Source organism: Natronococcus pandeyae, from assembly GCF_008122205.1.
Taxonomy (GTDB): Archaea; Halobacteriota; Halobacteria; order Halobacteriales; family Natrialbaceae; genus Natronococcus; species Natronococcus pandeyae.
On record NZ_PHNJ01000010.1, the window covers coordinates 39,545 to 52,346 of the forward strand.

General features: G+C 56.1%; 10 protein-coding genes. 3 read left to right on the forward strand and 7 right to left on the reverse strand.

Features of this window, described 5'->3' with window-relative positions; genetic code table 11:
* The first annotated feature begins 334 nt into the window (after positions 1-334).
* Positions 335-1,945, forward strand: coding sequence for a long-chain fatty acid--CoA ligase (locus tag CV102_RS16970; protein ID WP_187433024.1), 1,611 nt, complete (start codon positions 335-337; stop codon positions 1,943-1,945).
* A 291-nt stretch (positions 1,946-2,236) separates the two neighbouring features.
* Here CV102_RS16970 and CV102_RS16975 read toward each other — a convergent pair whose 3' ends face one another.
* The 5 genes from CV102_RS16975 to CV102_RS16995 form a co-directional block, all read right to left on the reverse strand.
* Positions 2,237-3,874: a sodium:solute symporter family protein gene (locus tag CV102_RS16975; RefSeq protein ID WP_148859199.1), complete on the reverse strand. Its 1,638-nt coding sequence runs from the start codon at positions 3,872-3,874 to the stop codon at positions 2,237-2,239.
* Positions 3,875-3,877: 3 nt separating this feature from the next.
* Entirely contained in the window at positions 3,878-4,063 is a 186-nt protein-coding gene (locus CV102_RS16980; protein WP_148859200.1) for a hypothetical protein, read from the reverse strand.
* Positions 4,064-4,313: 250 nt separating this feature from the next.
* Positions 4,314-5,489, reverse strand: a complete 1,176-nt coding sequence (locus CV102_RS16985; RefSeq protein WP_148859201.1) for a CaiB/BaiF CoA transferase family protein — start codon at positions 5,487-5,489, stop codon at positions 4,314-4,316.
* A gap of 353 nt (positions 5,490-5,842) precedes the next feature.
* A complete protein-coding gene (locus CV102_RS16990) occupies positions 5,843-6,328 on the reverse strand; it encodes an Lrp/AsnC family transcriptional regulator (protein WP_148859202.1) in 486 nt (161 codons plus the stop codon).
* Positions 6,329-6,447: 119 nt separating this feature from the next.
* On the reverse strand, positions 6,448-7,677 hold the full coding sequence (locus CV102_RS16995; protein ID WP_148859311.1) for an acyl-CoA dehydrogenase family protein: 1,230 nt from the start codon (positions 7,675-7,677) through the stop codon (positions 6,448-6,450).
* A gap of 650 nt (positions 7,678-8,327) precedes the next feature.
* On the opposite strand from CV102_RS16995, the gene CV102_RS17000 reads away from it, so the two are divergent.
* Positions 8,328-9,203, forward strand: a complete 876-nt coding sequence (locus tag CV102_RS17000; RefSeq protein WP_148859203.1) for a 3-hydroxyacyl-CoA dehydrogenase family protein — start codon at positions 8,328-8,330, stop codon at positions 9,201-9,203.
* A 99-nt stretch (positions 9,204-9,302) separates the two neighbouring features.
* Complete coding sequence (locus CV102_RS17005; protein WP_148859204.1) at positions 9,303-9,719, forward strand: universal stress protein; 417 nt, start codon at positions 9,303-9,305, stop codon at positions 9,717-9,719.
* 79 nt (positions 9,720-9,798) lie between these two features.
* Here CV102_RS17005 and CV102_RS17010 read toward each other — a convergent pair whose 3' ends face one another.
* Both CV102_RS17010 and CV102_RS17015 read right to left on the reverse strand, forming a co-directional pair.
* Positions 9,799-10,770, reverse strand: a complete 972-nt coding sequence (locus CV102_RS17010; RefSeq protein ID WP_148859205.1) for a quinone oxidoreductase family protein — start codon at positions 10,768-10,770, stop codon at positions 9,799-9,801.
* A gap of 313 nt (positions 10,771-11,083) precedes the next feature.
* Positions 11,084-12,793 carry an acyl-CoA synthetase gene (locus tag CV102_RS17015; RefSeq protein WP_148859206.1) on the reverse strand — a complete coding sequence of 570 codons (1,710 nt, stop codon included), beginning with the start codon at positions 12,791-12,793 and terminating at the stop codon, positions 11,084-11,086.
* Positions 12,794-12,802: the final 9 nt, after the last annotated feature.

Sequence of the window (12,802 nt, forward strand, 5' to 3'; positions counted from 1 at the left end):
TCTTGCGCCGGACCCGAGCGTCCGTGTGACCGATCGATAGTCGGTACCCTCGAACAAACCGGTGCCGAGACCGTTCTGTCTGGTCAGAATAGCTCACCTTCGAGTTTTATTTGTATCCCAGTCCGTCATGAGGGGAGTTTGACGACTGAGAGTAGCGGTCTCCGTTCATCGTGTCAATTCATGACTCGCCGAGAGCCTCAGCGAGCGATCCGTTCTCGACCAGTTCCGATTTGGGGTTGCAAACAAGGGTTCGGACGACCGCAGGAAGAACGACGAACCAGGGGAGTAGAAGGGTGGATTTTTAGTGGTATGTGACGACACATCAAGTGTCATGATGGACGTCGAGCTTACAATTCCAAAGTTGCTCAACCGGTCGGTCGATCTATTCCCGGAAAAGGAACTTGTCACAACTTCACCCAACGGATCGGCTGACCGATATACGTATCAGGACGCACACGATCGTATCTGCCAGCTCGCCCATGCCCTCGACGATCTCGGCGTCGATCACGGAGAACGGGTCGCTACGATGGCCGCGAACCACTACCGTCACTTCGAACTGTACTTCGGCCCGGCATGCAGCGGCCGAAGCATGCACATGGTCAATCACCGCTTGCCTGACGAACACCTCGAGTACCTGTTTGCGGACGCGGAAGACCGCGTCGTGTTCGTTGATCCGGAGTTCGTCGAACTCCTCGAGCCATTGTCGGATCGGTTGGAGACTGTCGAGCAGTACGTCGTACTCGACGATAAACTACCGGAGACTGATCTCGAACCCGTCTGTACGTACGAGGAGTTGCTTGAGGGACAACCTACGGAGTACGAGTGGCCCGATATCGACGAGAATGCCGAATGTGGAATCTGTTATACCTCCGGAACGACCGGGAAACCGAAGGGGGTCCAGTACACCCACCGAGCGGTCTACCTCCACAGTCTCATGTGTGGTCACGTCGATACAAACAGCATCGGCGAGCGTGACGTGATTCTCGTGGCTGTGCCGATGTTCCACGCGAACGCATGGGGCTTTCCGTACGCGGCGACGTTCAGCGGGAGCAAGCTCGTCTTCCCGAATGGCGACCTCTCACCGGAGAACGTCGCTGCGTTGATTGAAGACGAGGGAGTAACCGCCTCCGCTGGTGTGCCGACGATTTGGATTGATCTGGACGAGTACCTTGACGACCACCCTGATGCGGATATCTCGAGCATTGACCGGCTCGTCGTAGGCGGTAGCGCGCCACCGAAATCGCTCATTAGGAAGTACGATGAAGAGTATGATGCCCCCCTGTTGCAGGGATACGGAATGACCGAGACGACGCCACTGCAAACGATCAGCTCGTTGACCTCGGAGACGGAGCAGCTTCCACCCGAAGAACAGTACGAATACCGTGCCAAGGCCGGCATTCCGGTTCCAGGCATTGAGATGCGAATTCGGAACGAGGATGGCAAGGACGTTCCCCGTGACGGTGAATCGTTCGGAGAGATCCAGGTACAGGGCCCTTGGGTCGCCGATCATTACCACAACCGTCCCGAAGCGAACGACGAGTCGTTCACCGATGACGGGTGGCTCAGAACCGGTGACGTTGCCACGTGGGACCAACATGGCTACATCGACATCGTCGACAGAACGAGTGACATCATCAAGAGCGGTGGCGAATGGATCTCATCAGTCGAGCTGGAGAACGAGCTCATGGCCCATGACGCGGTCAAAGAAGCCACAGTCGTCGGTGTCCCTCACGAACGGTGGCAGGAACGACCGATCGCCTTTGCTGTGACGCATGATGACGATGCCGTCGAATCCGAAGCACTGGTCGATCATCTTGGCGAACGTTTCCCGAAGTGGTGGCTTCCCGACGAGATCCGAGTCGTCTCCGATATTCCGCGGACAAGCACGGGGAAGTTCGACAAGAAGGCGCTTCGCGAGCAGTACGTCGAATCAGACACTGAGTAGCCGACTCGGTTGCTGTCACTCCCGATTTGAGTTTGTTACATATTCTGTGAACCTGCCTCTATATTATTGCCAATTTCCGATTTTTGGAAGTGAATCCACGGTATCGGGGCTTCAGATGAAAACGCTCCAGATATAGAACCGAACGAGCGCTTAGTTAGGAACTCGTGATGCTGAGCAGGGTGTTGTTCGGAATGGATTATCGGCTCACGAAGCGACGTTTGTGTGATCGTCCACATGCCACTGATCGCACGCGAAAAAGAACGAGAAACGAGAGCTGTGCTGGACCCCAGCTTACACCAGCGGATACCAGATGACCGCCATGAGGTATCCGTAGACGGTTACGCCGAGGACGAGGATTGTGATCGCAATGTACTTTGTGCGGTTGTAGTACTTGCGAAGCGACTGCGGCGAGTGGTTCTCGAGTGTCGATGCGGCTAGCGACGTTTGGTCGAGTTCGCGGTAGAACTCACGCTCCGCCTGGGTCGTTTCGGTGACCAAGGAGACAACGACCATCAGCGTGACGGCGATGATGATGGCGGGGATAATCGGATCGAGCATGAACGGAATCTGGTACGTTCCCCAGATTTCGTGCAGTTGGTAGAGGACGACATACGAGCCAAATCCGCCAAGCATCGAAGCTAGTGCACCGTACTTGTTTGCCTCCTCCCATTCGAGACCGATGATAATCATCGGTGCCCATGCGGCTGCGAAGATTGCGCCAGCCCAAGCGCCGAGCCAGTAGATGCCGAGCGGCTCGAAGAGCGCGATGCCAGTAACGGTGATGACAACAATGATCTGTGCGATTCGGGCGGCGACCAGCCGCTGACTTTCGTCTAGAATATTCCCGCCGACCCGCTCGAACAAGTCTCGAGAGAGGCCGAACCCAGCATAAATAAAGATGGTCGATGTCGTCGAAAGGATGCCAGCCATCACGCCCGCGATGGCGAGTCCGCCGATAGTTGGACCAGCCAGTTCCTGAGCCATCCAGATAACAACGACGTCCGCGGGTTCGATCCCAGGATTAAGAATGTACGTGACCGTCACGCCGAGGAACAGGAACGTGATGACGATCGTACCGAGCATCGTCGCGATCGTCGTTCCAGAGAGAACCGCGAAATCATCGCGGGCTGGAAACGATCGTGTAACGATCCACGGCGCAACCATCATGAAGAAGAACCAGAGCACCCATTGACCAAGGAGCCAGCCAAAGGGCATTTCCATGTTTGCTCCGCCGGCAGTCCAAGCCCCCGGATTCTCCTGGGGAAGTGCCGTCACGAGTGCGTCGAGTCCGCCTGCCGTTTGGATCGCGATCGGTGCGAGGACGAGCCCAGTGATCATCATCGTGACGCCCATCAGCGTATCGGTCACGACCACACTGTACATCCCGCCGGCGACCGTGAAAATGAGCAACGCCGCTGCAAAGAGGATAACGATAGTCGCATAGTCGACTCCGACAACGTCCGCGAGGAGGTACCCTGCGCCGATGAGTTGGATGACACCGAATCCGATCAGACCGACCATCATGATGAGCGTCGCGACGAGGCGAATAAACTCACTCTGATAACGGTCTCCGATGTAATCGGGCATCGTCAGTTCGTCGTTTGCGCGGAATCTCCGCCCGATATACAACATCCCGAGGACTAACCCGGGCCAGCTACCGTAGATGACGAGCCACATGACTGCACCGTCCGTGTAAACGATACCCGCAATTCCCATCATCGTGCTCGCGCTCATGTACGACGCAAAGAGCGTCCCGGCGATCAGGATGCCCCCGGCGGACTGCCCCATGACGTAGAAGTCCTCCGGAACGTCGATAACCCGGAACAAGACGGCGCCGACGAACACGTACACTAAGAGTACAGTGAAGAAGACGATATCGACCGTTCCGAGTCCGCCGAGTTGCATCGGTACCGCAGCGTCAATTTCCATCTTTCACACCCCTTCTGAGCTTTCTACCGACGGTACTTCTTCTTCTTCTCCTGTTTCCTCTGGAGCAACGGTTTCTTCCGACAAATGCGGCTTATACTGGGTTCGTAGTATCCATAGCGTCCACAAACACGCTAGGGCAATCGTTGCTAACGGATGCAGGAAGGCAACGGCCGTGTCTAATGCAACCATACATCATCCCAGTGTGGTATAACATTATAAATGTTACTAGGAAATCGAACCGTTTCCAGACCCACTATTTATAATACAGTTTATATAGTGTTTTAATTTATGGATCGAGCCACAGGCGTAACTGTAGTCGAAAACAGAAAGCATCCACAGTGCCCCTCGAGGCGCATGGTTTTCCTTTGAACGGTATCTTACTCGGAAAATCGTTGCGAGTGACTCCAGGTTGCGACTTTCGACAGACTTGTGATAGGACTCATCGAACATCGTTTAACCCACGGAGTTCCTCGATCTCCTCGGGATCGTACCCGACTTCGCTGAGATACTTAGAGGTGTGTTCACCGAGTTCAGGCACTGATTCCCTGGCAGATTCTGACGACTCGCTGCGGCAAGCTGGAAAGCCGATCCGTGGAGGCCTGTCATCCGGCCGCTCAACAATTCCCCGTTCGGAAATTTGGGGGTGATCAACCATCTCGCTGGGTGCGTAGACGCCACTGAACGCGGCGTCGACCCCATCCAACACTGTCTCCCATTCTTCTCGTGTTCGCTCTTGGAACAGGTCGCTGAGCGCGGACCTAAGAGCTTCGAGTTCGGCCGAGTTACGAGAACCGTGTATTTCAATCAGGTCGCCCCTGTCGACGGCTTCACAGAATGCCCGCCAGAACTTTTTCTCGAGGGCAGCGAGGGCCACCCACTTGCCGTCGGCTGCTTCATAAGTGTCATACCACGGCAGCTCCCCGGAGAGGTGTGTCTCACCCGGTCGCGGTTCGGCGGGATTATCCGTGAGCGCTTGGTATGCAACCGACTGCGAGAACGAAGCGACGACGTCGGCCATCGCGACATCGATGTACGATCCCTCGGCATTCCCGAGTTCTCGGGCGAGGAGAGCCTCCACGATGGCGAAGGCTGCGAACAACCCGCCGGCCATATCCGCCACTGGATAGCCCGGCATCTGAGGCTTCGCGGTCGGTGATTCCCGCGTCATATCAAGTAATCCGGCGAGACCAACGTAGTTCAGGTCGTGGCCCGCGCGATTCGACCATGGACCGTTCTGTCCGTAACCGGTGAGCGAACAGTAAATTAGCGAGTCGTTGTACGTTGTGAGTGTCTCGTAATCAATGCCGAGTCGATCACTAACACCAGGACGAAACTGCTCAAAGACAACGTCGGCTTGCTCGACAAGGCGATAGAACGCGGACCGACCGCGTTCGCTCTTCAGGTCGATTGCCACGCTCTGCTTTCCACGGTTTACCATCTCGAAGACCGATCCGGTTCCGTGTGGTGTGAACGGACCGATACTTCGAGCGGCGTCGCCACCGTCTATTGGCTCCACCTTCACGACCTCGGCACCGGAGTCGGCGAGTAGTTGGGTGGCGTACGGTCCCGGAAGGAGGTGTGAGAGATCAAGTACTCGAATGCCATCCAGTCGCATACTTGTCGTTCGAGATAACAGCATTTCAACCTACGGAAGTCGGAGAACTACTTCAAAAACGAAATGCACACTATAGGCGGAGCAGGGCGAGAACCCCAACCACAAGGGTCGGGGTTGTTCACCAGTTATCACACTGGCCGGAAGTAAGACAGTTGACGTCGCTGTACACTCCTCTATCCGGGTTTGTCACATACGCCATGGACGAAGAGATCATCAGGTTTGATCCGCAGAGAGCCCCTGAAACACGGGTTTCGGTAAACTCAGTGGAGTCGGGCAACTGACGTGCGAACCTCGGAAAATAACGACGACTCAACCGCAACGGGACGCGGAGAATCGGGGACCGAACGGCCTGATCAGTACACCGGGAGGTATTTTTGGATGTTCACAGCCCGATCCGTCTCGATGAAGTAGTCCATTTCTGCAACCGACTCCAAACTTCGGACCTTGGTGAGCAGTTCATCAACCTCCTGATTCGTTCGGGTAGTTGCGATTCCGTAGAGATCGAACGTTCCGAATCCGTCTGCAACGAACCAGAAGTTCATCTTTGCCATCGACTCGAATACCGTTTGTTTTGCGTTCGGTTCGTTTGTCACTTGAGCCGTCACCAAGATCACATCCCAGTTGTTTCGGTCCGGTCGTGGCAGGAAGAAGCTCGTCATATTTTCGAGCAGCGACGTAACGCGACGACGGACGCCCTCACTGCTCATATCGATGTCGTAGGTGGTGAGTTCGTCTGCGATATCGGCGTACGGCCGTCGCGGATCGTCCGCCAGTAACTCGAGGATTCGCCGATCTATTTCGTCGATTTCGATCCCGCCGTCGGTGTCTTCGTTGGACATGCGCGAGTACTATACCCGCACCTGTTTAAATCCACAATATTCCAAAGAGCCCACTCCATCCGTCACGAGGTATTTGAATCGACGTGACCGGCCGTTCCCAATAACTGCGCGGGACTCCGTCACTGAGACTCCAAAAGCCCATGTTGCTTGGCGATGGTATTGAGCTGGAGTTCGTCGGTCCCCTCGACGATCCGGAGCAACCGAGCGTAGTTCAGGTGTTCCATGAATCCGTAGTCCTCGCTGAGGCCGTTGCCACCGTGGATTTGGACGGCGGAATCGGCGGCCTCCCAGTAGGTTTGCGTTGCGAACCACTTGAAGATGGACGTATCCTCGACGACGGACTCATCTTGGTCCATCTTCCAGGCGCATCGAAGTCCCGACGAATCCGCAGCGTACTGTTTCGCTCGCCCGCGGGCGATCTGCGACGAAATCTGCTGAAAGTCGCCGATCGGCCGGTCGAACGCTTCCCGCTCGCGGGCGTACTCGGTTGCTCGGTCGAGCACGTAATCCGCGAGTCCGACCGCCTGAGCGCCTAGCTCCAGACGACCTAGCGAAAGGAAGTCCATTGCGGCATAGAAGGCCTTGCCGACGTCCCCAAGGACACGGTCGGCTGGTAGTCGAACATCGTCGAAGCGGAGTTCGGCTTGCATGCCAACCGCCGCAGGCGTATTATTGAACGACCCGAGTTCCCACTTATCGCGTTCTACGATAAAGCACGTAATACCGCCATACCGTCCGGCCTCCTCCTGAGGAGTGGTCCGGGCGAATACCTGTGCAAAGTCCGCGTATGGGGCGTTCGTGATCCACTGCTTTTGTCCATTCAAGATCCACTCGTCGCCATCCTTTTCGGCCGTTGTTTCCATTGCCGGTGAGTCGGAGCCAGCAACTGGTTCGGTCTGAGCGAATGCGGTCGATTTCTCGCCGCGAACGACGGGCTCGACATATGTCTCGCGTTGGTCCTCGTCTGCGAGTAACAAGAGGGGTTTCGGTCCCTCCGGTCCAGCCAGCACGTGCTCGTTCAAACCGAGCCCTTTCGAGAAGACGTGGGTAATTGCTCGGTACCAGGTCACGTTCGAGACGCCGGAGCCGCCGACCTCGGCTGGCATGTTCATCGCGTAGAATCCCGCGTCGGCGGATTTCTTGCGGACTGTCTCGATCGCTGCGAGGTAGTCGTCCGTGAGCCGACCGTTGTCCTCGTGGCCAACGCGCGGATTCTCGAGCACGTCATCGAGGTCTGCCTCGAGCGGTCGGATCTCCTGCTCGATGAACCTGTCGAGGTTCTCGAGAATCAGTTCGGTTTCAGAATCAATTTCAAAGGATACGCCGTTCTCTGTATCGGACGAACTCATTACGTTAGTTCGATGACGACCGGCCGTGGACAAATAGTTTCGGATGGAAGAAGAATGGACTCGAAAACGGTGGCGAACATAACGGGGGAGAAAACGAACCGAATCAAGGATCTCGGCGGGCGAAAAGTAACGAAATTCATGCCCGTAGGAGGTGACCTTTGGGGCAGGATCGATGCAAATGGGAATTCCGGCCCACTGTTCAGTTGAGGACTCTCTGCCCTTCGTTCTAGCAGTCAATCATTATCAAAGTCCAGTACAAATCTTTGTAGCTCAAAGACACTGGTATGTGTTGGCGTGGGTCGGTGGATGGTTATCTGGAGAGAAATAACACCCTAAGGGTGTTAATAAAATGGTGTAGCGTGGCCGCTTCTCCTACTGTAGACTGATGATATCCCAACGTATGGCGGGTCATTAAGTAGCGTTGCTCGCGAGAATTCCCTTCGATAAACCCGCCTCCTGAAAGGCGTATAATCCTGCTAGAGCGGAAATTCCCTAAACGGCCGATCCACATTGCCTTTCCGTTTGAGTAGGAAATCCTCTACTCCGGGCGCCTCTTGCGACCGTCCGACATGTACGAAGATTCGAAATCTGACGAGCCTTTCCCTAGATGTATATTGGTCTAGCCGACAATGACCGAAGCGAGGTATCTCATGAACGTAGCAGTCATCGGAACCGGCTCTATGGGTCGCGGAATCGCTCACGTCAGTGCTCTCGGCGGTCATTCTGTCGTCGTCCGTGACATCGAACAGGAATTGGTCGACCAAGGACTGGAACAGATCGAGACAAACCTCGAGGGCGGCGTCGAACGCGAGAAAATCTCGACCGCTGAAAAGGAAGACGCTCTCGACCGCATCACTGGAACGACTTCCCTTGAGGAGGCTGTCGAGGACGCTGACCTCGTGATCGAGGCAGTTCCCGAACAGCTCGAATTGAAGAAGGAACTCTTCGAGGACGTGGACGAACTCGCACCCGACGATGCGGTCGTCGCAACGAACACCTCGTCGCTGTCGGTGACCGAGATCGCGAGCACGCTGGAAGACTCGTCCCGGTGTCTCGGTCTTCACTTTTTCAACCCGGCTCACATCATGCCGCTGGTGGAGATCGTCGTCGCCGAGCAGACGAGCGACGAGACGAAATCATTCGCGGACGAGTACGTCGAGAGTATCGAAAAGACGCCAATTACGGTCCAGGATTTCCCAGGCTTCGCTTCGTCCCGACTGGGTGCGATGTTCAGTCTCGAAGCTATTCGAATGGCCCAAGAGGGTGTTGCGAGCATCGAGGATATCGATGAGACGATGCGATTGGGATACAACCTCCCCATGGGTCCCATCGAGCTGGTCGACCACACTGGCGTCGACGTCAATCTCGAGGTGATGGAGTATCTGCGCGAAGAGCTCGGTGAGCGTTTCAAGCCGCCACAGCTTCTCAAGCGCAAGTACCGCGCCGGAAAGCTCGGAAAGAAGACCGGCGAAGGATTTTACGTCTGGGAAGACGGTGAGATCGTCGGTGTGAGCGGTGAAGAGTAGTCCCTTGGCCGTTTGAACGCACAACTCCGCTTTGTCTTTCAGCCGACCTGTGAGAATCACCCTCTGGTTTAATCACTCCAGTCTGCCTATTATACCCCTATGACAGAGCGAATACTCGTCCCTGTCGACGGTTCGAAACAGGCTCGGAAGGCACTGGAACGAGCAGTCGAAACGTTCCCTGAGGCGACGTTCACGGCGCTCCACGTCAATCAGATCCCAACGTACAACGCCGAAGAACTCAGAGTGATCGCAGAAGGAAACTGGGAAGACCGCAAGGAAAAGCGAGCAGCAGAAGCGTTCGAAGACGTCGAAGAGATCGCTGAAGCGAACGATGTCGAAATCGAGACGGCCGTCGCCGATGGTGAAGTTTCCCGGACGATCGTCGAACACGCCGACGACTACGATTGGATCTTCATCGGCAGCCACGGCCGGGAGGGTATCTCACGCATTTTGCTGGGAAGCGTCGCGGAAAACGTTGTTCGCCGCGCGACGGTTCCGGTAACGGTCGTTCGGTGATCCCGTCCGTCGGCCGACCTCAGATTACAGTCGGGATCGACACTACTCACCACGCTCGGTCGACATCTAACCTCTTTTATTAGGGCTTCAGAACCACTTTTCCGGTGCTCTCTCTGTCCTCGATGTGCTGGTGAGCGGTAGCTGCATCCTCGAGCGAGAACGTTTCCCCGATAATCACCTCGAGATCGTCTGCTGCGAACGCCTCAGTCAGTTCTGGAATCGCTCTCGTGATCGTACTTGGATCGTGTGCGAGAGCCTGGCCGAGATGGAAGCCGATAACGCGCTGGTTTTCGAAAAAGAGACGCTTGTTTTCGACCTCGGCTGGAACACCGCTTGCGACGCCGTACGTGACCAGGCGACCGAAGTGGGCGAGGGCGTCGAGACTTCGGGAGAATACGTCTCCTCCGACACTCTCGAGAACGAGATCGATACCCTTCCCATCGGTCCGTTCGTCGACGACGGATCGAAAGTCCGTTTCGGTGTACTTGATCGGATGATCGCAACCCAACTCTTCCGCGAGATCGAGTTTTTCTCGCGTGCTTGCTGTACCGAAGACCTCGGCCCCGGCGTTTGTGGCAAGCTGGACTGCTGCCGTTCCAACGCCGCCAGCGGCGGCTTGAATTAGTACGGTTTCGTCCGCTTCCAGCTCGCCCCAGCCGAACAGACAGGAGTGTGCCGTGAGGAATTGGACGGGAAATCCCGCCGCCTCTACGAAGGTCATCCCCTCCGGAATGGGAAATGTTAGCTTGGCATTCGCCGTGGCGTACTCTGCGTACCCAGCACCGCCAGTCAACGCGACGACCCGATCTCCCTCGGCGAAATCAACATCGTCGCCAGCAGCATCGATGGTACCCGCGGCCTCTGCTCCCGGGACAAACGGGGCGTTCGGCCCCCCCGGATAGGTACCTCTTCGTTGCATGATATCGGCGAAATTGATGCCAGCGGCTTCGACCTTGATCCGGATCTCTCCATCGCCGACATCTGGAATCGGTTTCTCGGCCGCTTCGAGTTCGTCACTTTCACCGTATGACCGGGCCTCAATCGCTTTCATCACCGGTCGTTTGTCACCAGTTATAATAAATGTCCGTAGAGCACCGGTGGGCGATTGAGGGAAACACTGAGGCTGGAATCACGTCTTACTACCGCTCTCAGGGCCCGAATATACTACAACCGGGTTCTGCGCTCTCGTCAGATGGTCGTTCAGTATTGCTGGCGACAATCGAAATCGATCAGAGGTCCGAAGTAGCGACTCGGTTGGTCTCCGCGAATCTGGCGGCAATTTCGCGCCAATCTTCGAATCCGGACAGTGATCGGTTTCCAGTCACTTCCGTCAAAAAAAGTTCTTGTTCGGCTTCGGTACGCGATTAGCTGCTCTCTTCGTGTTTTTTCTCGAGATCGGCGCGTCTGATTTTTCCGGTCGCCGTCTTCGGTAGTTCGTCGATAAACTCCAGTTGTCGGGGGTATTCGTATTTGGCGAGTCTCTCTTTCACATGCTGCTGGAGTTCTTCAGCAAGCGACTCTGACGATTCATACCCCTCAGAAAGTTTGACATACGCTTTCGGGACTTCGCCCCGTTTGTCGTCCGGAACACCAATGATGCCGGCGTCAGCAACTGCTTCGTGCCCTGCGAGGCTATCCTCAATTTCCTCGGGTCCGATTCGATACCCTGACGAAATGATCACATCGTCTTTCCGACTCACGAACTCTAAATATCCGTCTTCGTCCATCTTTCCCAGGTCTTCCGTGAGGAGCCAGCCGTTCTGGACCTTTGCATCGGTCTTCTCGGGCTTGTTCCAGTACTCCTTGAGGCAAACTGGGTTGTTCTCGTACCAAATTCCGATTTCGCCCACTTCGCCGGGTTCGACCGTCGGTTCGGCAGTATCGGGATCGAGGATCTGCACCTCTTGTCCCGGTGCAGCCTTGCCGATCTTCCCTTGCCGGACGGCGTCGAGCGGTTCGCAGCCGCCAACTACCATGTTCGCCTCGGTCTGTCCGTACCCCTCGTGAATGGCTGCTCCCTCGAACGTCTCCTTCACCCAGTCGACGATCGTTTTTCCGAGCGATTCTCCACCGCTGGTGATCGCTCTGACGCTGCTGACGTCGTGGCGCTCGGCTGCCTCCTTTTCCTCCATCATCATCCGCAGTGCCGTCGGCGGAATCCAGTAGTTCGTGATCTCGTAGGTCTCGATGAGCTCGAACACGTCTTTACCGTCGAACTGCTCGTTCCAGCCGACTGTCGGCACGCCGTAGAACATCGCGGGCAAGACGACGATACCCAATCCGCCCATCCACGTCCACGAAGCGGGCGTCCAGTAGACGTCGTCATCGGTCAACTCGAGATTCATGAACCACGATGAAAACAGTGGTAGATGGCCGAGGAGCATCCGATGAGCGTGACGGACGCCTTTTGGCTCGCCCGTCGTACCGCTCGTGTAGAAAATCGTCAGATCGTCATCGGATGCCGTCGTCCTCGTTTCGAACTCCTCGGAGTGACCCTCTTGTGCCGCCCAGAAATCCACTTCGCCGTCGTTCTGGTCGACGTCGCCGACGGTGAGGGCCGTCGTGAGGTCGTCGATTTCGTCTCGGACGGACCGGTAGACGTCGACCGTCGACTCGTCGATTATACAGGCTGTCGCGGAACAGTCGTTGAGCCGATATCGAAGCGCGTCCGGACCAAATAGCGTGCTCAGCGGAACGGACACCGCTCCAAGTTTCCAGGCTGCGAGGTGTCCGACTACGGCTTCGGGTTTCTGTGGAACGTTTACGCCGATCCGATCGCCGCGTTCCACTCCCTCCTCCTCGAGATAATTCGCGAGCCGATTGGCGGCTGCCTGAATCTCGCCGAACGTGTATTCCCCCTGTCCTCGCGGATCGTCCTTGATGTGGAGCGCAACTCGATCGGGCTCCGCTTCGGCCCACCGGTCACAGATATACGTCGCTACGTTGAATTCCTCGGGAATTTCCCACTCGAAAGAGTCGACCAATTGCTCATAGCTATCCCAGTCCTGCTCGTGGAAATGATACGTCTCGAGCTTCGGTGCATCGGGTGCTTCTGGCACGTCATATGTTGGCATTTTATCCCC